Origin of the sequence: Aureimonas sp. AU20 (assembly GCF_001442755.1) — a bacterium.
Taxonomy (GTDB): Bacteria; Pseudomonadota; Alphaproteobacteria; order Rhizobiales; family Rhizobiaceae; genus Aureimonas.
In genome coordinates, this window is record NZ_CP006367.1 from 894,577 (window position 1) to 915,463 (window position 20,887).

21 protein-coding genes, 3 pseudogenes and 1 riboswitch are annotated in these 20,887 nt (G+C 61.6%); of the genes and pseudogenes, 15 read left to right on the forward strand and 9 right to left on the reverse strand.

Annotated elements, in window-relative coordinates:
• Position 1 precedes the first annotated feature (1 nt).
• From M673_RS23510 to M673_RS04100, 4 genes and pseudogenes are all read left to right on the forward strand, one after another.
• Positions 2-196 (forward strand): annotated as a pseudogene (locus tag M673_RS23510) (hypothetical protein); the annotation flags it as partial.
• 102 nt (positions 197-298) lie between these two features.
• A riboswitch (cobalamin riboswitch) is annotated at positions 299-521 on the forward strand.
• A gap of 120 nt (positions 522-641) precedes the next feature.
• Positions 642-1,628 carry a putative oxygenase MesX gene (locus M673_RS04090; protein ID WP_061973799.1) on the forward strand — a complete coding sequence of 329 codons (987 nt, stop codon included), beginning with the start codon at positions 642-644 and terminating at the stop codon, positions 1,626-1,628.
• A 28-nt stretch (positions 1,629-1,656) separates the two neighbouring features.
• Positions 1,657-2,739: a methionine synthase gene (locus M673_RS04095; RefSeq protein WP_061973801.1), complete on the forward strand. Its 1,083-nt coding sequence runs from the start codon at positions 1,657-1,659 to the stop codon at positions 2,737-2,739.
• Between the two features lie 228 nt (positions 2,740-2,967).
• A complete protein-coding gene (locus M673_RS04100) occupies positions 2,968-3,630 on the forward strand; it encodes a PAS domain-containing protein (protein ID WP_061973803.1) in 663 nt (220 codons plus the stop codon).
• 239 nt (positions 3,631-3,869) lie between these two features.
• Here the strand turns inward: M673_RS04100 and M673_RS04105 are convergent, their stop codons facing one another.
• Both M673_RS04105 and M673_RS04110 read right to left on the reverse strand, forming a co-directional pair.
• A complete protein-coding gene (locus tag M673_RS04105; RefSeq protein WP_244493096.1) occupies positions 3,870-4,964 on the reverse strand; it encodes an efflux RND transporter permease subunit in 1,095 nt (364 codons plus the stop codon).
• On the reverse strand, positions 4,919-5,653 hold the full coding sequence (locus M673_RS04110; protein WP_061973807.1) for an efflux RND transporter periplasmic adaptor subunit: 735 nt from the start codon (positions 5,651-5,653) through the stop codon (positions 4,919-4,921). Before M673_RS04110 ends, M673_RS04105 begins: the two co-directional genes overlap by 46 nt.
• Before the next feature lie 181 nt (positions 5,654-5,834).
• On the opposite strand from M673_RS04110, the gene M673_RS04115 reads away from it, so the two are divergent.
• The 4 genes from M673_RS04115 (at position 5,835) to M673_RS04130 (ending at position 9,888) form a co-directional block, all read left to right on the forward strand.
• Complete coding sequence (locus M673_RS04115) at positions 5,835-6,509, forward strand: response regulator transcription factor (protein ID WP_061973808.1); 675 nt, start codon at positions 5,835-5,837, stop codon at positions 6,507-6,509.
• Positions 6,506-7,843 (forward strand): sensor histidine kinase, encoded by a 1,338-nt coding sequence (locus M673_RS04120; RefSeq protein WP_061973810.1) that lies wholly within the window; start codon positions 6,506-6,508, stop codon positions 7,841-7,843. The genes M673_RS04115 and M673_RS04120 overlap by 4 nt, the downstream gene beginning before the upstream one ends.
• 198 nt (positions 7,844-8,041) lie before the next feature.
• Complete coding sequence (locus M673_RS04125; protein WP_061973813.1) at positions 8,042-8,980, forward strand: DUF3313 domain-containing protein; 939 nt, start codon at positions 8,042-8,044, stop codon at positions 8,978-8,980.
• A gap of 254 nt (positions 8,981-9,234) precedes the next feature.
• On the forward strand, positions 9,235-9,888 hold the full coding sequence (locus M673_RS04130) for a methyltransferase family protein (protein ID WP_061973815.1): 654 nt from the start codon (positions 9,235-9,237) through the stop codon (positions 9,886-9,888).
• 437 nt (positions 9,889-10,325) lie between these two features.
• Here the strand turns inward: M673_RS04130 and M673_RS04135 are convergent, their stop codons facing one another.
• Genes M673_RS04135 through M673_RS04145 form a run of 3 tightly spaced genes read right to left on the reverse strand, consistent with a single transcriptional unit; the run spans position 10,326 to position 11,823 of the window.
• Positions 10,326-10,718: a CopD family protein gene (locus tag M673_RS04135; protein WP_187301294.1), complete on the reverse strand. Its 393-nt coding sequence runs from the start codon at positions 10,716-10,718 to the stop codon at positions 10,326-10,328.
• 14 nt (positions 10,719-10,732) lie between these two features.
• Positions 10,733-11,068 carry a DUF3817 domain-containing protein gene (locus tag M673_RS04140; RefSeq protein ID WP_061973819.1) on the reverse strand — a complete coding sequence of 112 codons (336 nt, stop codon included), beginning with the start codon at positions 11,066-11,068 and terminating at the stop codon, positions 10,733-10,735.
• Positions 11,065-11,823 (reverse strand): TetR/AcrR family transcriptional regulator, encoded by a 759-nt coding sequence (locus M673_RS04145; protein ID WP_148639969.1) that lies wholly within the window; start codon positions 11,821-11,823, stop codon positions 11,065-11,067. The genes M673_RS04140 and M673_RS04145 overlap by 4 nt, the downstream gene beginning before the upstream one ends.
• Before the next feature lie 297 nt (positions 11,824-12,120).
• Between M673_RS04145 and M673_RS04150 the strand changes: the two genes are divergently transcribed.
• Together M673_RS04150 and M673_RS04155 are read left to right on the forward strand one after the other, a co-directional pair.
• Positions 12,121-13,122 (forward strand): alpha/beta fold hydrolase, encoded by a 1,002-nt coding sequence (locus tag M673_RS04150; RefSeq protein WP_082639163.1) that lies wholly within the window; start codon positions 12,121-12,123, stop codon positions 13,120-13,122.
• A gap of 22 nt (positions 13,123-13,144) precedes the next feature.
• A complete protein-coding gene (locus tag M673_RS04155) occupies positions 13,145-13,723 on the forward strand; it encodes a TetR/AcrR family transcriptional regulator (protein WP_061973824.1) in 579 nt (192 codons plus the stop codon).
• A 79-nt stretch (positions 13,724-13,802) separates the two neighbouring features.
• Here M673_RS04155 and M673_RS25205 read toward each other — a convergent pair.
• The 3 genes and pseudogenes from M673_RS25205 to M673_RS04165 all read right to left on the reverse strand — a co-directional run.
• Positions 13,803-13,940: pseudogene (locus M673_RS25205) on the reverse strand (IS630 family transposase); the annotation flags it as partial.
• Between the two features lie 41 nt (positions 13,941-13,981).
• Positions 13,982-14,143, reverse strand: a pseudogene (locus M673_RS24055) (IS3 family transposase); the annotation flags it as partial.
• Between the two features lie 15 nt (positions 14,144-14,158).
• Positions 14,159-14,626 (reverse strand): Lrp/AsnC family transcriptional regulator, encoded by a 468-nt coding sequence (locus M673_RS04165; protein ID WP_061977655.1) that lies wholly within the window; start codon positions 14,624-14,626, stop codon positions 14,159-14,161.
• 110 nt (positions 14,627-14,736) lie between these two features.
• Between M673_RS04165 and M673_RS04170 the strand changes: the two genes are divergently transcribed.
• From M673_RS04170 to M673_RS04180, 3 genes are all read left to right on the forward strand, one after another.
• A complete protein-coding gene (locus tag M673_RS04170) occupies positions 14,737-15,672 on the forward strand; it encodes a DMT family transporter (protein WP_061973827.1) in 936 nt (311 codons plus the stop codon).
• Between the two features lie 56 nt (positions 15,673-15,728).
• Positions 15,729-16,022 (forward strand): DUF1330 domain-containing protein, encoded by a 294-nt coding sequence (locus tag M673_RS04175; RefSeq protein ID WP_061973829.1) that lies wholly within the window; start codon positions 15,729-15,731, stop codon positions 16,020-16,022.
• A 93-nt stretch (positions 16,023-16,115) separates the two neighbouring features.
• Positions 16,116-16,856 carry an NAD(P)H-dependent oxidoreductase gene (locus M673_RS04180; protein WP_061973831.1) on the forward strand — a complete coding sequence of 247 codons (741 nt, stop codon included), beginning with the start codon at positions 16,116-16,118 and terminating at the stop codon, positions 16,854-16,856.
• Positions 16,857-16,933: 77 nt separating this feature from the next.
• Here M673_RS04180 and M673_RS04185 read toward each other — a convergent pair whose 3' ends face one another.
• Positions 16,934-17,761, reverse strand: a complete 828-nt coding sequence (locus M673_RS04185) for an AraC family transcriptional regulator (RefSeq protein ID WP_061973833.1) — start codon at positions 17,759-17,761, stop codon at positions 16,934-16,936.
• 68 nt (positions 17,762-17,829) lie between these two features.
• On the opposite strand from M673_RS04185, the gene M673_RS04190 reads away from it, so the two are divergent.
• Entirely contained in the window at positions 17,830-18,798 is a 969-nt protein-coding gene (locus tag M673_RS04190) for an NmrA family NAD(P)-binding protein (protein ID WP_061973835.1), read from the forward strand.
• A gap of 1,186 nt (positions 18,799-19,984) precedes the next feature.
• Positions 19,985-20,785: an ABC transporter substrate-binding protein gene (locus M673_RS04195; protein WP_061973837.1), complete on the forward strand. Its 801-nt coding sequence runs from the start codon at positions 19,985-19,987 to the stop codon at positions 20,783-20,785.
• The last annotated feature ends 102 nt before the right edge of the window (positions 20,786-20,887 follow it).

Consider the following 20,887-nt stretch of genomic DNA (forward strand, 5'->3'; position numbering starts at 1 on the left):
GTTCATCGGCAACCGCCCCTGCGCACAGCTCGAGCTGGCTTCCGTGTTCCCGGAAACGGAAAACCCGCTCCCGTAGATGTCGGAGGTCATGGACCTCAGCAACGAGAAGAACTTCTTCGAAACCCGTGTCATCGAATACCAGAAGGGCGGCGCGATTGCCTGGGACCGACCGGCAGTGCCCGTACGAACGGGGTGAAGGATCGTGATCGCGGCTCTCGTACCCGTTTGTCACATGACGCTTCGCATGCGGACATAAAGATGTCCTTATGTCTTCATTGACAGCATGGTTGCGGACGTGCTGAATGTCGCCTGTCGAGGTTCCCCGTTCCAGACATGGCGATGGGGCTAAGACGGGAAGCCAGTGGTGTCCCTCCGGGGCAGAGTCTGGCGCTGCCCCCGCAACTGTAAGCGGCGAGCGGCGGATCCATCGTGTGTCACTGAGCCTCGCAAGAGGATCGGGAAGGCCGGAACCGTCGCAGCGACCCGTGAGCCAGGAGACCTGCCTCCGACGCGAAACGTTCCTCGGACGGGGGTTCCTCCGGTGGATCGCGCCTGGAGTTCGTGCCCTTGGCCGTTGGCGTCGGGGCGCTCGCCCTTGCGCGTTCTTCCTTCGGCCCTCGCCTGACCAAAGACGGTGGGTCATGACGAACAGCGCCTTCGCATTTACGATCAGCAGCGTTCCGTTCGACGAGGACTATCGTCCCGCCGACCGCACGCGCATCACCACGAACTTCGCCAACCTCGCACGAGGGGAGTGTCGTCGCGAGAACCTGCGAAACACCTTGGCGATGATCGACAACCGCTTCAACTCCCTCATGCATTGGGACAATCCGACGGGAGATCGATACGCGGTCGAGCTTCGGATCGTCACCGCCGACCTGACGGTCGGCCTGCGCGACGGGGCCGAGACCTTCCCGCTGATCGAGATCCTGGCAACCACCGTCGTCGACAGGCGCAGCGGTGAGCGCCACGACGGCATGATCGGCAACAACTTCTCCTCCTATGTCCGCGACTACGACTTCAGCATCCGTTTGGCCGGCCACATCCGCGAGAACCCCGATGGCGGCGCGCCGGACGGGTTCGGCGAGCTGCACGGCAACCTGTTCAAGCGATTCTTGGCCTCTGCCGCCTACCGGGACCGGTTCCCGAAGCCGCCGGTCATCTGCCTCAGCGTGTCCAGCCGAGAGACCTATCGCCGAACCGCAAACGTCCACCCCATCCTCGGGGTGGAATACGGGACTGACCGCCTTTCCAGAACCGACGACTACTTCGCAAGGATGGGGATGCGGGCACGCTATTTCCTGCCGCCGGGCGGCGTCGCGCCCTTGGCCTTCTACCATCTCGGCGACCTGACGGGTGACTATTCCAACGTCGAGCTGGCCAGCACGGTCGCCACGATGGAGACCTTCCAGAAAATCTATCGCCCGGAGATCTACAACGCCAACTCCCCGGCGGCGGAACACTACAGGCCGAGCCTGAGCCGCCAGGACTATTCCCTGACCCGAATTGTCTATGACCGCGACGAGCGCAGCCGGCTGGCCGTCGAGCAGGGCCGTTTTGCCGAACAGCATGTCATTCGGCCGCATGGCGCGCAGCTCGAGCGCTGGTCTGCGACTGCGGGCCTATGAACGGAACGGACACGAAAGGACCACGAGCATGACGATTCTGTTGCCGACGACCACCGCGGGGAGTCTGCCCAAGCCGTCCTGGCTCGCCGAGCCCCGCACCCTCTGGTCGCCCTGGCGGCTCGAAGGCGAGGATCTACTCGCCGGCAAGCGGGACGCCCTGCGTCTTGCCTTGGACGACCAGCGGCAGGCGGGCATCGACATCGTCGGTGACGGCGAACAAACGCGCCAGCATTTCGTCACCACCTTCGTCGAACATCTCGGCGGCGTCGACTTCGAGAAGCGCGAGGTCGTCCGGATTCGCGACCGATACGATGCCAGCGTGCCGACCGTGGTCGGCGCCGTCTCACGCACGAAGCCCGTCTTCGTCGAGGACGCGAAGTACCTGCGCGCGCAGACCGGGCAGCCGATCAAGTGGACGCTGCCCGGTCCGATGACGATGATCGATACGCTCCACGACGCCCACTACAGAAGCCGCGAGAAGCTCGCCTGGGAGTTCGCGCGGATTCTCAACGAGGAAGCGAGGGAGCTCGAGTCCGTCGGCGTCGACATCGTGCAGTTCGACGAGCCTGCGTTCAACGTCTTCTTCGACGAGGCGAACGACTGGGGGATCGCCGCCCTCGATCGGGCCGCCGAGGGCCTCAAGATTGAGACGGCCGTGCATATCTGCTATGGCTACGGCATCAAGGCCAATACCGACTGGAAGAAGACTCTCGGATCGGAGTGGCGGCAGTACGAGAAGACCTTCCCCAACCTCCGGAAGTCCAAGATCGACATCATCTCGCTCGAGTGCCGGAACTCCCGTGTGCCGATGGACCTGATCGAGCTCATTCGAGGAAAGAAGGTGATGGTGGGCGCGATCGATGTCGCGACCGACACGATCGAAACGCCGGACGAGGTCGCGGAAACCCTGCGCGAGGCGCTCCGGTTCGTTGATCCAGACAAGCTCTACCCCGCCACCAACTGCGGCATGGCACCATTGTCCCGCGACGTGGCGCGAGGCAAGTTGAAGGCCTTGGGCGCTGGCGCGGCGATCATCCGTAAAGACCTCGCATCAATGGACTTCGCAGATCGGGGGACTTTGCAGATCGGGCAGACCTATGTCCGCTTTTGAGCATGAGCGTAGAGGCCTGGAACGGCGGTGGTCGGGCGTTTGCGGAATGGCAGCATTCCGCGCGATTGACCCGAAAGCTGCCGGTCCGCTATCGACCCATCCACGGCACAAAAGCGACATGGCTTCTGTCCCCAAAGCGGTCGATCTTCGTTCAGGTGAACAGGCATGGCGATGCCGGTGCGGATCGAGCTTCCCGGCATTCGAGAGCTGGAGCAAGGATGAGATGTCATGGCGAACCCCAAGACGGAGACGGATCCCGACCGCCGCCAACTTCACCAGTTGATCTCGGGGCTACGTGACGGGGTCATCCTTTTGGGCTTGGACCAGCGTGTGCTTTGGGCCAACGACGCCGCCCTGACGATGCACGGCGCCGAGCGCATCGAGGATCTCGGTTGCGACGTCGATGATTATCGCAAGCGCTTCCGGCTGACCTATCGCAACAAGCATCCCGTGCGAGGGACAGGGCTGTCGATCGAGGGTGTTCTTGCTGGCGAGCAGTCGGAACCCATTGTCGTGGAAGTCCGGGTTGACGGAACGCCAGACCAGTCCCGCGTCCACGCCTTGCGCTTCCAGGTCATCACCAAGGATGACGGCGAACCCGACTTCGTCGTCCTGATCGTGGAAGACGAGACCGCGCGTTACGACGCGGAAGACCGGTTCGAGAGCGCCTTCAACGCCAATCCCGCGCCCGCCATGATCTGCCGTATCGCTGACCAGCGCCATGTCCGGGTCAACCGGGGCTTTCTCGACATGACGGGCTTCTCCAAGGACGACGTGATTGGACGCACCGCGACCGAGTTCGATGTCCTCGCGGGATCGCGGGGACGCGACGAGGGGCGACACCTCGATGTCGATCAGACCGTCTGGTGCAATGCGCCTATGAGCGCGTGATTTTGATTCAGGCGATCGACATTGCGGTTCTCGTCGTGGCCAGCGGTCCACAACCGCGCCCACAGGCCGGATATATGACTGCACCGTCCGACGGCGATTGACGCGGCGATCACCTTGCAAACCGAGCCGTCCACATATGCAACAGAGCCCGGCCATCTGCTGGCGGTCCGTTTCGGACCTCGCCAGCTTCTCAATGGGTGCTCCATTCGCAACGGACGCTCTTGAGAGGGAGAGGGTTTTCAGGCTCGTCCTGTCTCAACATTTTGCGAGAAACGCCGTGCGAGGCGATCCAAGTGGAGCAGAGCGACCGGGACGACCACAAGCGTAAGAAGCGTCGAGCTGATCAGTCCTCCGATGATGGCATGAGCCATCGGATCGCGTTGCGCCCCTCCCCCTGAGGACGCTATGGCCAGAGGAACCATTCCGAAGATCATGGCCAGTATCGTCATGATGATCGGCCGGAACCGGACGGTGCCGGCTTTCACCAGAGCGTCCGAGAAGGAAAGCCCGCGCCTGCGTTCGCGGTTGGCGAAGTCCACCAAGAGAATGCCGTTCTTAGTGACGAGCCCCATCAACATGACAAAGCCGATCATGGAGAACATGTTGATCGTGCTGCCGGATACGAGAAGCCCAAACAAGACGCCGACAAGCGACAATGGGAGGGCACACATAATCGCCAGCGGCTGAAGGAAACTCCCGAACTGGGAAGTCAGCACGACATAAATGAACACCACTGCCATGATCAACGCCTTCACAATGTTGACGACCACCTTGCCAAGCGCTTCGTCTTCGCCACCGGCGCGGATGCGATACCCCGGTGGCAAGTTCTGTTTAGCAATCAAGCTGTCGAGCTTCTCCATCGTGTCGTCAGGCGCACCTTCGGACGTATCGACGCTGAGCAGTATCTCTCGGGTCACACCAAGGTGCCGAATTTCGGATGGAGCGATTTGCGAAACAATGTCTGCGACCTGATCCAACCGAACCAGGCGTGACTTGCTCGCGCCGTCCGCTGAAGCGACCGTCATTTCCAAACCAAGCAGGGCGGTCAGACCACTCCGTTTAGCCTCGGGAAGGCGCAAAACGACGTCCGCGACTTTCCCGTCTGGATCGGTCCAACGCGAGACCTCGAAGCCCATGACGAAGGCTGACATCGTTCGAACGATACTCGCTTCGTTCACGCCCATATCGCTCGCCCGTTCCTTCTGTAGGCGGATCGACAAGACGGTTTTCGCGTCATCCATGCTGGAAACGACGTCGACCAAACCAGCGATCTGGCGCATGCCCTGGGTCAGATCCGATGCGATCCGCTGAAGCAGAACCTGATCGCTCCCCAAAATGCTGAGCTGGATCGGAGCAGCTCCTCCCCCGAGACCGGCCTGAATGATCGCGATGCGAACGCCGGAAATCGATGCGAGCCGTTGCCGAACGGGATCGGCGAGGTCGACAGGTGTTCGAGTGCGGCCGCGTCCCGTATCGCGGCTCGAGCCATGTCCCTCTGGGCTGCCGCGCTCTCGACGCGGGCTCCCGTCACGAAGACGTCGTTCTGTGCGGTTTCCAGCTGATCCTGCGTGGCGATGTTCTTGGTTGCGAGCTGCTCCAGCCGACGAAGCGTTTGAAGCGCGCGACGGTTCTCCGCCTGAGCTCCTTCCCATTCCGCTTCGCGTTGCCGGAACTCGGTCTCGAGATCGCTCGTCTCGAACCATACGAGCGTATCGCCGGCTCGGACTGTATCTCCCTCGCGAGCGGACAAGGTTACGATCCGACCCTCGGTCTTGGCGCGCAAGGTCGCCCTCTGGAACGGCTGGATATCACCTACCATGCGCAGCTGCTCCGTTCCCCGCACGGGCGCGATGCTCGTGACCTCGTGTGGGGTCAACTCGTAGATTCCCGCTGCGGTCGCGTTTGCGGCGATCAGCAGCGACCCGGCGACACGTCCATCCGGATGGGCTTGAGGGAACAGCGAATGCAGGCTGATAAGGAGAAGCGCGCCGCGCAGACCCAGTCGTTTCCATCCGATAGCCATGAAGACATCTCCCGCGTATCGCGCTGTCGCGTTCGAAAGCTGAGCGACATGCCGAGAACGAGAGGATGGCTAGGGCCCCTATATTGCGGTGGCATTACCGGTGGAACCGAGCCTGGCATAGTCATGCTGCCGCAATCCTTGCCGGCGACGAAGGGACTACGAAGCAAGGAGAGGAGCGACGATGAGACTGCTACTCGTGGAAGATGAAAGGGAACTGGCGAGCGCGATGTCGGCGGCTCTCTCCAAGCACGGCATCGTCACCGACCACACGACGCATCTGGCCGACGCGCTCGAATTGACTCTCCAGAACATCTACGATGCCATCCTGCTGGATCGCCGGCTTCCGGATGGGGAGGGCCTGTCCTTCATCGCCCGATTCCGGCAATCGGGCTCCGACACGCCCATCATCGTGCTGACGGCCCGCAACGAACCCTTGGAGCGCGTCGAAGGTCTGAACACGGGGGCCGACGACTATCTCGGCAAGCCATTCTTGATCGAGGAGCTCTTGGCACGCCTGCGTGCGGTGCTTCGGCGCCCGCAGGCCTTGGTGGAACCAAGTGTCGTGATCGGCCGGCTAACGATCGACCCATTGAATCTGACCGTCTTTCTGAACGGATCTCCGCTCGACCTTCCTCGCCGCGAGCTGAAGGTTCTCGTGACCCTGGCCAAGCGCCAGGGAAAGACCGTGCTCCGTTCGGCCCTGGAAAGCGCCGTCTACAACTACGAGGAGGAAATTCAGTCCAACGCTCTCGACGCCCATATTTCGCGCCTGCGCAAGCGCCTGGCCGACGCCGAGGCGCAAGCCAGCATTCATACGATCCGGGGCATAGGCTACATCCTGAAGGACGACGCATGAGCACGCGGCGGGATGCGAACGCCTCGCTTTGGTGGCGTTTGAGCTGGCATATCGGAACCTTGATCTTTGCCGTCGTCATGACGGTGATCGTCGGCCTTTGCCTTTATGCGACCTTGGTCCTCTCCCCAAACGAGGGCGTGGAAGACAGAGTAGCGGCCGCAATCTCCGAGGCGATGTACTATGACGGTGAGGGTAATCCTCGCGTAGGCGATGGCAAAGCCTTGCGTGAACTCAAGCAGAACAATGGCAAATTCTGGTATGTTGTCGCGACGACGGATCGGTCATTGGCTCGTTACGGCGCAGTCCCGCCAGTCTATCGCGAACTCGTGCCGCTCGCCCATCTGTTTCATGCCGCTGATATTCGTGGAGCGTCCGGTTCCGACGAGATTGCTTCGGTGAAGACCGTTTCAACTGATTATGGCGAGATCCGTGTCCTGTTCGGCGGCCTTTCGAACAAGGGCTGGCTGCTCCTTTCCATCCTGCAGAGAAGTTGGCCGATCTATGCCTCGCTTCTGGCACTCGCGCTTCCAGCGATCTTCATCGCTGTGCCGATGATCGTGAGGCAGGCGTTAGAGGGGGTTAATGCGGTTGCCTCGCAGGCCTCCAGGATCGATCCGCGACATCATGGAATAAGATTGTCGTCCTCCGATATTCCGGCAGAGATCAAACCCCTGGTGTCGGCGTTCAACCAGGCGCTGGACCGGATCGAAGAGAATGCGGAAAAGCGTCAGCGCTTCCTGATCGATGCTGCGCATGAACTCAGGACGCCGATCGCGATCATGCAGACCCGCATCGAAGGTTTAGCCGACGCGCAGGAGCGGCGCCGCCTGCTGAGCGATGTCGCTCGGCTGGGAGAGACCGCCGAACAGCTTCTCGACTTCGAGCGAAACGACCAGGCGCCCGACATCAACGAGGACGTCGATCTCGTCGAAATGACCAGAATGGTGGTTGCCGATCTGGCCCCGCTGGCGATCGCCGCTGGTTACGAGATCTCGTTCGAGAACGACTCCGCCAGCGTAACGCGCCAAGGCAGCCCGACGGCGCTTCCTCGAGCCATTGCCAACTTGGTCCGCAACGCAATCGACCATGGCGGCGGCTCGGGCATGATTTCCGTGTCCGTATCGAGCAACGGTTGCATCGCGGTGCATGACGAAGGGCCGGGCATTCCCCTCGAGCATCGCAGCCACGTGTTCGAACCCTTCTACCGAGCCGTTCCCAAAAGCCAAGGCGCTGGTCTCGGTCTGAGCCTCGTGAAGCAGATCGTCGAGAACCATAACGGTCGGATCGACCTGGACGGAAGCGGCCGGGGCACATCGGTTCTGTTGTATCTGTAAGATGTTGGAAGCCAAGGATCACCTCACCTCTCGGCGAGGGATCGATGCCGCCCTTTTCAGCCGCTCCAGCCTTCTCAGTCGAGAAGGTTCGGCCTCCAAGGCCGCCTCTCATCGCCCAAGTCTCGACGTTTCCCGTAATGCTCTTGCAATGGAGCCGCCACAGGGTGCCCTCGGAAACACCCCTGGGGACAACTGAAGATGACCACCATCCCGTTCAGCGGCCGGAAAGATTCGCCCTCGAGACATTTCAGGTCTCTTTGTTTAAAGCCGCCGATCATTCTGGCGTCCATGTTGATGCTCACGGCCTGCACTTCGGTTCCCTTGAAACAGGGCGACACTCTGACATCCTACGACAGCCTGGGTCCAAGCAAGGGAATGCTGGGCAAGCGTCGGACCTATGTGGACGGGGCCGGGTTGAAACCATTGGCGACGGCATTGGTCGTTCCGACGTCCTACACGTCGGAAGCCTCGTCTCGCGTTCAATCGGAGGCCGATCGCCGGCTGGTTGCGAACGCTCTCGATCGCGCACTCTGCGTTGCCCTCAGCGATCGCTACCGTATGGTTCCTCCCGGTCAGCCCGCTGACTTGATCGTGCGGTCCGTCATCACCGATATCGTTCCGACCAACAAGACACTGGCCGGCGCTTCAACCGTCGTGTCGCTCGGCACCGACATCGCCGGAGTGCCGGTGCCCGTCCCGCGCATTCCTTTCGGTCTCGGAGGCATCGCAATCGAGGCCGAGGCGATCGATCGTACGGGTGTGCAACGTGCTGCGACGCTCTGGGCTCGTAGGGCGAACTCGCTGACCAGCGACCCTCTCTACTCCGAGGTTGGCGACGCCTACGGTCTGGCCGCGAAGTTCGGCAGCGATTTCTCGCAACTTCTCGTCAAAGGCCGAGAGGGAAAACCGCTCGAGGTGTCGATCCCGTCGCGTCAACGTCTGCAATCGTGGTTCGGCGGAAAGCCCAAATACGCTGCCTGCGAAACGTTCGGTCGGTCGCCAGGTCTAGTTGGCAAGATCGCCTCGAACTTCGGCGCACCGCCTCAGTGGACTGACAGAAAGTCCAAGGTGAACGCACCCGCCACTGCGCGCCCCAGCCGCGAAGTCGCACAGGCTGAATCGCGACGTACGCGCTGATACTCTCACGACGCCCCACTTGGCAGCCCTTTGGACGAACATCAATCGCAGGCCGCTCGGGCAGCGCTGGCGAATATGTGCCCAGAGCCGACCCTGCGGGCATTCGCACCCTGCCCAGTTCCAGGCGTCTTGGGATTATCCTCGCCAATCTGAACAATCGGCCACGCCATGGCCTCCTTTCAGCGAAAGCTCCTTCACCACCGTCCGAAGGTGATGCCTAGCAAGACGGGTTTCTGCAAGGGTCAACAGCCACCATGACATTCCCAAACAAACATGCCCAACGCATAAGCCAGCTGTTGGCTGACATCCGCCACACCCAGCGCCGCCGTAAAGTCCAGTTGCGGGTTCTGGTGATTATGCTGACTCCTCTGTTTCTATATGGATCTTCCGCTTGGGAGGAAGCCAGCCTTCCATATGAGGCCATTCAGGCAATCGGCCTGTTAGCGATCTTCGTCGCGATCATGGGGCGAACCTGGTGTACGCTCTACATCGGCGGACGAAAGATCGAGCATCTTGTGGTGGTCGGCCCTTACTCCCTGTGCCGAAACCCTCTCTACTTGTTCACGTACATTGCCGTGTTCGGAATGGCTGCCCAGTCCGGCAGCATCGTTCTTGCTGCTATTGGTGTCTGCGGGGTCGCCTTTGTGTTCGCCACTGTTGTTCGAGATGAAGAGGCACTCCTCCGCGAAACTCACGGGCAGTCCTACGCGGAGTATGCGGAGCGTACGCCGAGGATCCTTCCGCATCTGTCGCTCTGGAATGATACGGGCTGGATTCAAATTAAGACGCAGCATGTTGTTCGCACGGCTTCGGACGGGTGTCTCTTTCTACTAGCGTGGCCCGCTTTCGAAGCCTTGGAACGTATGCGGCAGAGCGGCCTCTTGGAACCCAGGTTCGGTCTTTATTGAAACGCTGATGCTTATGACAAGGCCAAGCTGCGGGACGACTGAACGGTGGCGATCCATGTTGATCAAAGGTCGGCGACGGGCTTTGTTCGCGACCAGCTTGTGACATCATCCTGACCGCCGTCGAGACGTTTTCACGCTTCTCACCGGCAATTGATCCACGCTTCAGCTCGCGAGGTACGGAGGTCGTTCGAGCGTCGGAGCGCACCTGCAGCGAAAGCAAAATGCCGCTGCTCAGCGGCAGCAGCTGGAGTGGCTGAGATAAGATGGACGGATTTTAGAAGATAGTGTTCCAAACCGGCTCTTCCAACCAACGATCAGGCGCTTGAGCGTGTCATTCGGAGTGCAGATATGGTCTGGTGGCAATCCTGCGGGCCTCGGGCGAGTGGATAGGCTGAGCTATGCCGCCGACCGGCCGTACGGCATGGCATGACATGCCATCAGAAGGGCTTCGCGACGGCCAGAATCGCAATGGCAATGAGCGCCATGAGCACGAAAAGGGGCATGCGATCCGTCATGCGGCGAATTGCGCCAGGTTGCCCGTAAACTGCGCGGCGCAGACGCCCCGCCTGGATGCCGTGCAAGCTGCTAAGCGCTAGCACGATCGCGAGCTTGGCCATCAGCCACCCGCTGGTGAAGAAGGCGCCCTGCACAGCGATGACGATGCCCAGCAGCCAAGTGGCGAACAATGCCGGAGTAGTAACTCGCCTGTCCCATCGCTCGACTGCCTCAAGCGTCGAACCCGTCTCTATACGAAGGCTTGCGATCGCAACCGTCTGAGCCACCAAACCCCCGACGAATATCAGTACAGACGCGACGTGCAGCGCTTTCAACCAAACGTAGTCCATTACCGGACCGACTGGGCCACGAGAGCGCATTCCTTGCGACGGAGCCATCGCTCATTGGCAAAGCTGGCAAACGGGACCAGAGCACCGATCAGCAGGCGAGCAACGTCCGTAGGCCTCCAGCCGCCAGCGGACACGGCGACCGTCAGCGCCCACAGGAAGGCGAGGAACGCCGTTCCGTGGACCGGCCCCACGATCCGCACCGCGATCGGTATGTCGAGCAAGTGCTTCAACGGCACCGCCACGAAAACGAGGCAGATCAAAGTCGACCCTTCGACCAGTGCGAAAAGGCGCAGGCGACGAAGCGCATCCCGATCGAGTTGATGTGAACCACTCACGACCGGACCTCACAACGACGTTGCACCTGCATTCTATCGATCAAGGCCTCCACTGCTATACTTGCACGTATCGCAGCCTTCGGATCAGCCGAGAATCGAGTGGCAGCGTGGTGGGCGAGATAGATGCCGAACAGTTCCCATACGAACTGTTCGGCATCCGAGTCCTGGCTCATCTGCCTCAGGTCGATTGCAGTTCTGGTCTCGGCAACGAACACTTCCCGCCACCGCTGCTCTAGCATGGCGACGCGATCGCGCACCGGCCCAGCAGTGTCGTCCAGCTCGAACACGGCGGCAGCGATCGGGCATCCACCTGGCAGCCCAGCCCGTGCCGGCCAGCCGAACCAGTGCTCAATCATACTGCGCAGTCTCGGAATGCCGGGTTCACTCCCAGCTGCCGCAGCCATGACGGCATCTCCCGCCAGCCTCGCGGCTTCGTCAATGACCGCGATCTCTAGCGCTTCCTTCGAACGAAAATGCGCGAACATTCCGCTCTTCGACAGCCCGGATCCTTCAGCGACCCTACCGATCGTGACGCCCGACAGGCCATAGCGACTTAAATCCTTGACGGCCGTCTCGATCACGCGCGTGCGGGTTGATTCCCCCTTCGCGGGAATGGTTCGTCGTGAACGAGATTGCGAAGGCACCATGCGACATCCACCGAAATCAAAGAGTAGGTCATGATCGACGCAGCCCATACCCGACCACTCAACAAAACGACCGATCGTTCCATTAATGCTGAAGGCAAGTTCATGCAAGGGCTCATGGTGGGCGTGGCCTTTGGTATCGGCAGATGATCCGTCGCAATATCGAAGCCGAATGAGAAGCGGTCGAGAGGCGCCCGTGCGTCTGCTGCCGAGGGGGTCAATCGGTAGCAGCTGGCGGCCACTGGATCGTCCAACCGCCTGATTATCCACGCGATCATATCTTCATTCGGTCTGATGAAACAGCAAGTGTTTGGACGGCTGATCAATACGAATTCGACAATCCGACCATTATGGCTCAATCACTCCATAACAAGTTCCTTGGCAGGAGAGCGGTTAGGGAGATTGGCTATGATCGATGTAAGCAGCCCGAAGGCAACACTGACGCGTTCGACTAAGTCCAGACAAGCAAGCCCGGCCAGCCGTTCGCCATGGTTAGAACCTGCAGATGCAGCCATCCCCGAGTTGCGCCACGGTCTCGTCCCCGTTGGCGACGGCGTTCGCCTGCATTACGTCACATGTGGCGAAGGCGAGCCGGTACTCCTCATCCCAGGTTGGCCACAGAACTGGTACGCATGGCGTTTCGTGATCCCATTGCTTGCGAAAGCGGGCCGCCGGGTCATTGCCGTCGATCCCAGGGGCTTCGGCGACAGTAATAAGCCCGACATTGGATACGAGATAGGCACGGCAGCCCTCGACATCCATCGGCTGATCGTCGGCCTTGAACTGTCTCATGGAAAAGGGATCGACATCGTCTCCCACGACGTGGGCACATGGATCGCCCATGCACATGCCGTCGAGCATCCGGCGGATGTCCGTCGACTTGTCGTCACCGATGCATTCATTCCAGGCGTGTCTCCCGAGCCGCCCGCCGGATTTCCGGACCGGATGCGCAATGTCCGCACTTGGCATTTTGGATTCAACCGCATCGAAGGGCTCGCCGAAGCACTGGTGCATGGCCGTGAGCGTGAGTTCCTGCAGTGGTTCTTCGGACCTTTCAAGTGCACCCGCACTTGGAGTATCGAACCGGCCGCCTTCGAAGAGTACCTTCGGGTCTTCTCAGCTCCTGGAGCCGTGCGGGCCGGGATGAACTACTACCGCGAGGCATTCAGCGCCGAAGGTTTGGCTCGAAGCTCGCAGCGGTGCCGCCAGCGCCTCGACATGCCGATCTTTACTATAGGCGGAGCGGACGCAGACAATGATGGTTTACTGCGCACCATGAGCCAGTTCGCCTCGGACGTGACTGGCGTGGTATACAAAGGGATCGGCCATCATGTTCCCGAGGAATGTCCGGAGGATCTGGTGAACGACGTTCTGGCATTCTGGGAAGCGAGGCCGATACTGGCACGCTGACCTTGGACATGGCGGGAGATCAATGGCACGCCCCCGCAAGTTCGACGAAAACACAGTTCTGGACCGGGCCATGCGCCTGTTCTGGCGCCACGGATACGATGGAACCTCCACCGCCGAATTGCTCGAGGCGATGGAGATGACCAACTCTTCGCTCTACAAGGCGTTCGGCAGCAAAGCGGATCTATTCCGTCGTGTCACCGAGCGCTACCGCGCTGGACCGCTCGCCTTTCGGCAGATGGCGCTGGCCGCATACACGCCTCGAAGCGTGGTGGAAGCGGTCCTGCTAGGCACGGTCGACCTCCTCAGCGGACCCGGCACGCCTCAGGGCTGTCTCGAAGTGACCAGTGGCCTGCCAGCGGCTGATACGGACGCTGGGATTCGTGATTTGTTGATCTCCAATCGTGCCGTTCTGCGCGGATTGCTGGCGGAACGCCTACTGGAAACTATGGAGACCCACGACCTTCCCAACGGCACATCCGCGGAGGCTATGGCGTCACTGGTCGCCACGATAGCGCACGGCTTGGCGACGCAGGCAGCCGATGGCATGGATCGAGCCAACTTGAAACGGATCGTAGCTACCTTCATGGCGACCTGGGATTGAAACGGGGAAGTGCTCGTAGGCCTGTCGGCACAGGCGCATGACCGCGTTTTTGCCGAAAAAGGACCAGAGCGTTTCCCGATCAGTCTGCGTCATAGCCTGCGGCTTTGAAGTCGTCGATGCATTCGCTGGGCGGGAAGGGCGCGACAAACGCGCCGACGGCTTGCCGGAGAGCTTCGACGGTCCGCTCGGCCTTAGCGAGCATCAGGGCCTTGAACTCGGAGAAAGTCAGTTCCCCATAGCCGACGTGGCGGCGGATCAGGTGCGGTCCTCTACGATGTCATAGGAGCAGACGTGGTTGGAGTACTTAGGTCGAAGCCGAACGCAGGATCCGTCGTTCAGCTAAAAGCGAGCACTCTTGGGCTACCTGCCTGGCACCTTCAACCCTTCTTGCTGCCAGATGCGCTCGATGTGCTTCACGTTGCTGTGGAGCGGACATCAGATCGGTAAGCTGGATGTGACCTTCACACGGTCCAGCACCACGATTGTGCGATACGAGCGGACCATCTCGTTGTCGGCGAAGAGGCGCGCCGTACGCGTCTCGTAGTCCTCCATGGAGGGCACGAGAAGGACGAGGATAAAGCCCGCCGTCCCCGTCACGCAGTAGCACTGCTGCACCTCCGGTGCGTCGCGGAAGAACCGCTTCACCGTCGACACGGTAGCCGAGCGGTCGTTGGTAAGCGTCACCTCCACGAGCACGGTGATGGGAAGGCCGACCGCCACCGGATCGACCACGGCGACCGTCCGCCGGATGATCCCGTCTCGCTCCAGCCGGGCGATCCGCCGCTGCACCGCAGGAGCGGAGAGGTTCACTGCCTCGGCGATCTCTCGTTGCGGCCGGGCGGCATCCTCTTGGAGCAGCCGCAGGATGGCCCGGTCCTGTTCGTCGAGCACTTGAGCGGGCATTGCGTCGATCCTCGTTTCTGCGAGCGGAACTTGCGCGTCGGGGGTATCGAATGAGCGCATTCCCCAAGCTGTCGAGCTAGAGTTGCACAGCACGCAGTGGGAGTGGCACCATGGACCTCCGCAAGCCGATCGACGCGAGTGCAGCAGCCTCGATGGTGGTCCTCTGCGCGCTGTGGGGAACCCAACAGGTTGCGATCAAACTGGCAGCGCCCGACATGGCGCCCCTGTTCCAAGTCGGATTGCGGTCCGGCGTCGCTGCGCTTCTCGTGCTCTTCGTCGTGTTCGCCCGGCGTGAGCATCGGGCGATCGGAGGCGAGGCTTGGCGGCCTGGGCTTTTGGCCGGCGTGCTGTTCGGGCTGGAGTTTGTCCTGTTCGCGCAGGGGCTCCTCTTCACCTCCGCCTCGCACATGTCGATCTTTCTCTATACCGCGCCGATCTTCGCTGCGCTCGGTCTGCACTTCAGTCTCGTAGAGGAGCGGCTAGCCCTCGTGCAATGGATTGGGATCGCTGTTGCCTTCGCGGGGATCGTGCTGACGTTCTCCGGACGCGGCGGCGCGACGACGGGAGATACCACCTGGATCGGCGACCTTCTCGGAATCGCCGCTGGCGCCGTCTGGGGCGCGACGACGGTTGTTGTGCGCACGTCCCGTCTGTCCCGGGCTCCGGCCGCCGTCACGCTCTGGTATCAGCTTATGGGCGCCTGCATGTTCGCGCTGGTCTCTGCGCTGGCGCTCGGCGAGACGCAGGCGACCGTCACTGCGACGCTCCTTGCCAGCCTCGCATATCAGACGGTGATCCTCTCGGCGGCCAGCTATCTCGCATGGTTCTCGCTGATGCGCGTCTACCTCGCGTCGCGCCTCGGCGTCCTGTCGCTCATGACGCCGGTCTTCGGAATCGGCTTCGGTATCATCGTTCTCGGCGACGACCTTACTACTGAGTTCGTGGGAGGCACTGCCCTGATCCTCCTTGGCATCGTCCTCGTCAGCGTGCGCGACCTTCTGGTACGACGGATGGAACGATCGCCGGTCACGGCGCTGTCCCGCTAGCGGGTCCGAATCTCGACCTCACGCACCCCCCAGCAATTGATTGAAGGAGCACCCGCGTGAAAGGCTACTGGCTAATCCTGAAGGCTGAGGTATCGGATCAGGAGGCGCAGGCGAAATACAATAGGCTGTGGCGTCCGATCGAGGAGCGGTACGAGGCGCGCATCAATCCGACGAAGGTTCCGCCGCTCTTGGTCGAGGTACGAGACGCTCCGCATGTGATCGTCGTCGAGTTCCCTTCTCCGGAAGCGGCCAAGGCTTGCTACGAGGATTCGGACTATCAGGAAGCCCGTCGGGTGGCGCTGCGCGCGGCGCCTCGCGAACTAATGATCCTCCAAGGCGATCTCGGTTAGGTAACGATGCCTTGGTTGGCGAAGCGCAACCCCGATCAGCCGCACGACCGCATCCCTTAACCCGACCCCAAGCCGGAAACCCTTTTACGCACCATGAATGTCCTGATCGTATACGCTCACCCCGAACCCCGGTCGTTCAACGGTGCCCTGAAAGACAAGGCCACAGACGTCCTGTCCGCCGCCGGGCACGAGGTGACCGTCAGCGACCTCTATGCCATGGGTTTCGATCCGGTAACGGGACCGGACGACTTCATTGGAGAACGCGCCGATCCCGAGTTCCTCTCGATCCCGCGTGAGCAGACCCGCGCCATCGAGACAGAGACGCTGGCGCCCAACATCGTGGCTGAGCAGGAAAAGTTGGCAGCCGCCGATCTCCTGATCCTGCAGTTCCCCGTCTGGTGGTTCGGCATGCCGGCCATCATGAAGGGCTGGGCGGATCGCGTGTTTGCCCGGGGCTTTGCCTACCTGCCGGGACGCAAGTACGACACTGGCATGTTCAAGGGAAAGCTCGCCCTGGTCTCGGCAACCACAGGCACTTCCGCCGACACCTACGCCCCCGATGGCATCGACGGTGACATCCTTTCGGTTTTCTGGCCGATTCACAATGGGCTCTTGCGCTACAGCGGGTTCGACGTCCTGCCGCCGTTCGTCGCCTACATGCCGAGCCGGATGGGGGGCGACGGACGCAACGCGCAACTCGACGCCTACGCCAAACGGCTCGGTGAGATCGAGACAACACCGCGTCTATTCTTCCACCCCACCGAGGACTACGGGCCAAACGAACGCCTGAAGCCCGGTGTCCTCGCCCGCTCGGGCGTGCAGCGGAACGTCTGACAGAGTCCGACTTGTCCGCTTTACCGACGATCTGATCCTGAAGTGGACCGGAAAGAAACCACATCTGTTCGCAGACGCTATCGAACCACGCGTTCGTCGGATCGAGTCGAGAGGTAACGGGCGGGCGTCATGCCCATCGCCTTCTTGAACATGACGATGAAGGCGGTGGGCGACTCGTATCCTAGAAGGCCGGACACATGCTGCACGCTGGCGCCGCTCGCGAGTTCCCGCAGCGCGACGAGGAGGTGGAGCTGGCGCCGCCATCGCCCGAAGCTAAGCCCCGTCTCCTGAACCATGAGCCGCTTGAAGGATCTCTCGCTCATGGCGACATGGTGGGCCCATTCGCCTAACGAGCGCCGATCCGCCGGGGCGGCGGCCATCATCGCGGTCACCAGGGCGATTTTGGGATGCGCGGAGGTGGGGAGCCTCAGACCGCTTCCCGGCATCTGCGCCAACTCGTCGAGAAGCACGCGTGCGAGGCGGGAGAAATGGTCGTCCGCCTCGGTCGCCGCGGGCGCGTCCGCCAAGCGCAGGATCATCTCGCGGACCATCGGCGAGATCGAAAGCGTACAGCAGTTCGGTGGCATGGCCGCCGCGCCGGGTTCTACGAAGAGGTACGCGAGCCGGGCATTGGGGGTGGGGTGGTTGCTGTGCGGTACACCGCCTGGAATCCAAACCCCGCATGTCGGCGGCACGATCCACAGGCCGTCGGCAGCAGTGCAGGTGACGGCGCCATGCAGGGACAGGATGAGCTGGCCCTGCCGATGATGATGGTGTGGCATTTCCGCTTCGTAGTCGGCGAAGTCGAGATGGAAGGCAGTTGCCGGTCGGCCCGATCCGTCCGGCACGACGGCAGCATGACAGGACGTGGTGTATCCACCAAGTTGGCCTAACTTAACGATCATATGGCATTATCGCCAATTCCGTCCGTTCTGCAACTCGATAAGGTCCATCTCGATTGATGGAGAGAGTCATGCGAATTGCTGTTGTCGGTGCCACCGGACGGATCGGTGCGAAGCTCACGCGAACCCTGCTCGAGGCCGGCCATCAGGTCCGGGCCCTGTCGAGAGGCGGTCCGGCCCTCGACGCCTTGGTCGAGATCGGCGCCGAGCCGTTCATCGGGAGCTTCGACGCCGGCACAGGAAAGCTCGAACATTTCTTTCGAGATGCCGACGCTGCGTTCCTCATGGTCAAGACGGACTGGAGCAACATTCATGGCCACTACGCGGAGGTCGGCCTCCGGTTTTTCGATGCGCTGCGCCACTCCCCGGTCAAGCGCGCTGTCAGCCTGACGTCCATGGGGTCGGAGGTCAGGGGAAGTACAGGCCACTTCCAGCCGTTCTATCAACTCGATCAGATCCTCAACCGCCTGGAGGGAACGGATCTCGTGCACCTGCGGGCGGGTTGGTTCATGGAGAACCTGTTCGCCTGGACCGATGCGGTGGCCCGATACGGCCGCATCGCCTGGTCGCTGGAGGCGAACGTGAAGACGCCGTGGGTGGCCACGGGGGACATCGCCCATCTGGCGTTCCACGAACTGACGCACCCCGACGGCGGACATCGCACGGTTCGCGAACTCGGTGAGGACTTCACGATGTCCGAGTTGACCGCCGTCATCGGACGGGAAGTCGGGCGACCGATCGAATACCACTTCGTAGACAGAGGGCAGCGCGAGGTCGAAGCAGAGTACCTCAAACGGTTCGGCACCCCGGAGCAGTGGCTCGACGACACGCAGACGCTGGACGCGTTGAACGACGGACGCGTGCGGTTCCACGACGACCGTCCTCCCTTGCCCACTAAACTGGAGACCTTCGTCAGAGACGTCTGGAAGCCACGCTACCTTGCAGCCGTCGCAGCAGAGCAGACCGACCCGGAAACGTTCTTCACTTGGATCGCACGGCCGCAGCGGGACGCTGGACCGAATGAGCCTCTGGCTCGTTGAGACCCAGGCCCAATCGACAGGTTTCAAGTGACGTGAAATTGGTCGAGAACGCCAACCAGGCGATACGAGCGGATCCTCTCGTTATCGGCAAAGAGCGACGCGGTTCTTGTTCGGCGACGTCCCGGGCTTCGAACTGGCTGTAGCGTAGGTCCGCTGACGATCCAGACTCCTTCATCCGGGCGGAGCCTTCCCGCTTGTTTCGACTGGAAACGGACTATCGGCTTTTCATCCTTCTTCGCCATCTGTCGACCCGGGTGAATCGGGCCGATAGCGGACCGGCGGCTTTCGGGTTGATCGAGTAGAAAGCTGCCGGTCCGAAAACGACCTTTCATCGCCGTTCTCGAGCTTGCTGCTTCGCTTTGGAACCGGACGTTCGCAGCGAGACGCGGGAGCAGCTATGGTTCTTGAGATGATGAGTCCTCGACCCTGGTTGGGAGGGGCACATGAGGGTCGTGTGGACGCTGCGATCCGTAGGTTCGGAACGCTGTCCTTTCGCCGGGTCGAGCGCTTGATGCAGACGGAAGGTATCTGACCCCTTTCGCGCCATTCCTTTGAAATCGGATGCCGCTCGCAAAGCGCGCATTCGACGCCGTCTTCCCGTTCACCTCACCGCAGGAACGTGATCGGCTTGAAGCGGACAGCCGATCGTTGCGACCTCACCATGGGTGCCATTCGCGACGCCAGTAAGGTCGAAGGCACCAGCGTCAGATGGTCTGACCGCCCGAAACCTTAGTGCGTCGGCCATTGACCCAACGGTTTTTGTGCCCGAGGAGGCCGGCAACCATGGGTCCGATATTATTGGGCAAGCCGAGACCGCCGAGTGCCGTAATGTTGATGAAGGCAAAGCTGTGGTGGGGAGCGTCGCGAACCGCAGGGCCAGGGCATTCGGCTTAGATCGCTCCAACACGAGCATGAAGGCTCGGAGAGAGCGGAGATCCCCACAGGCCGTACAGGCCCTATGGGTACCCCGCACCGGCAAGCGCCGGATTCTCTACAATCCGATTGACAAACTTCCCCTTCTTGAGCCGTAATCACTTTAGATGATTGTCAGCAATCATCGATCGCAACCGTGATGACGCGACTCTCCGGTGGCGATCGTGCAACTCTGCAACCATGAAATCTCGGAAGGATCACGCCGGTGGTGACGAAGTTCGGAATAGCTATTCGGCCGATCCTGGCTGCGGGAATGCTGGTGGCCGGCTCCGCCGTCGCAGCGCAGGCGGCCTGTCCGACGGCGCCCGCATCCCTGGTATCCGACGGAACCTTGACGGTCGGCATCCTGCCCGGCGGCCCGCCGATGGGCTTCCTCGACGGCAGTCAGCCGAAGGGCTTTGACATCGATCTCGCCGCGGCCATCGCCGAGAAGATGTGCCTGAAGGTCGCCTACGTCGCGACCCCGTTCGCAGGCATGTTCCCCGCGATGGACTCGAAGAAGTACGACACCATCTCGGCCAGCATCGGTATCACCGACGCGCGCAAGCAGAAGTACGACTTCGTGCCGGTCTTCAAGGGCGGCTTGCGCCTCGTCGTGAACCAGAACGACCCCGTACGCTTCAAGACCGAATCCGACGTGTGCGGCCATGCGGTAGCGCTCGTGGCGGGCTCGACGCAGATGGCGGCGCTGGAGCGCGTGAAGAGCAAATGCCCCGCCGACAAGCCGATGGAGATGAAGGTCTTCACCAACCAGACCGAAGCGCTCAACGAGGTCGCCAAGAAGGCGGTCAGCGCCGCCTACGTGGATTGGCCGCTCGCAGCCTACGTCGTGCAGCAGCGCCCGAACGATTTCGTGGAGGCCAGCCCGGTCCTCAGCGGGAAGGGGCCGAACACCCAGCGCAACCGCAACGGACTGGTCGTGCGCAAGGGCGAAACGCAGATGCACGATGCACTCGCCGCCGCGTTCGACACCGTCCTGGCGGATGGTGAGTACGACGCACTCCTGAAGAAGTGGAACCTCACCGACGGCGACATCCGAGTCGAGAACGACTGAGTCTCGCGGCCTGGAGCCGGCGCAGCCGGCCTGCGTCGCCCTACCCCTCCCGTTCGCCGGACGCCGCCTCCTTCTTCACGACACGATCGGCCAGAGGCCTGA

What these genes read in the sequence shown, in the direction of transcription:
- M673_RS04190 (WP_061973835.1), top strand. Translation starts at nt 17,830, where the DNA reads ATGCGAATTGCTGTTGTCGGTGCCACCGGACGGATCGGTGCGAAGCTC.
- M673_RS04115 (WP_061973808.1), top strand. Translation starts at nt 5,835, where the DNA reads ATGAGACTGCTACTCGTGGAAGATGAAAGGGAACTGGCGAGCGCGATG.
- M673_RS04155 (WP_061973824.1), top strand. Translation starts at nt 13,145, where the DNA reads ATGGCACGCCCCCGCAAGTTCGACGAAAACACAGTTCTGGACCGGGCC.
- M673_RS04185 (WP_061973833.1), bottom strand. Translation starts at nt 17,761, where the DNA reads ATGATCGTTAAGTTAGGCCAACTTGGTGGATACACCACGTCCTGTCAT.
- M673_RS04090 (WP_061973799.1), top strand. Translation starts at nt 642, where the DNA reads ATGACGAACAGCGCCTTCGCATTTACGATCAGCAGCGTTCCGTTCGAC.
- M673_RS04110 (WP_061973807.1), bottom strand. Translation starts at nt 5,653, where the DNA reads ATGGCTATCGGATGGAAACGACTGGGTCTGCGCGGCGCGCTTCTCCTT.
- M673_RS04095 (WP_061973801.1), top strand. Translation starts at nt 1,657, where the DNA reads ATGACGATTCTGTTGCCGACGACCACCGCGGGGAGTCTGCCCAAGCCG.
- M673_RS04125 (WP_061973813.1), top strand. Translation starts at nt 8,042, where the DNA reads ATGACCACCATCCCGTTCAGCGGCCGGAAAGATTCGCCCTCGAGACAT.
- M673_RS04130 (WP_061973815.1), top strand. Translation starts at nt 9,235, where the DNA reads ATGACATTCCCAAACAAACATGCCCAACGCATAAGCCAGCTGTTGGCT.
- M673_RS04195 (WP_061973837.1), top strand. Translation starts at nt 19,985, where the DNA reads ATGCTGGTGGCCGGCTCCGCCGTCGCAGCGCAGGCGGCCTGTCCGACG.
- M673_RS04120 (WP_061973810.1), top strand. Translation starts at nt 6,506, where the DNA reads ATGAGCACGCGGCGGGATGCGAACGCCTCGCTTTGGTGGCGTTTGAGC.
- M673_RS04100 (WP_061973803.1), top strand. Translation starts at nt 2,968, where the DNA reads ATGGCGAACCCCAAGACGGAGACGGATCCCGACCGCCGCCAACTTCAC.
- M673_RS04180 (WP_061973831.1), top strand. Translation starts at nt 16,116, where the DNA reads ATGAATGTCCTGATCGTATACGCTCACCCCGAACCCCGGTCGTTCAAC.
- M673_RS04170 (WP_061973827.1), top strand. Translation starts at nt 14,737, where the DNA reads ATGGACCTCCGCAAGCCGATCGACGCGAGTGCAGCAGCCTCGATGGTG.
- M673_RS04165 (WP_061977655.1), bottom strand. Translation starts at nt 14,626, where the DNA reads ATGCCCGCTCAAGTGCTCGACGAACAGGACCGGGCCATCCTGCGGCTG.
- M673_RS04150 (WP_082639163.1), top strand. Translation starts at nt 12,121, where the DNA reads ATGATCGATGTAAGCAGCCCGAAGGCAACACTGACGCGTTCGACTAAG.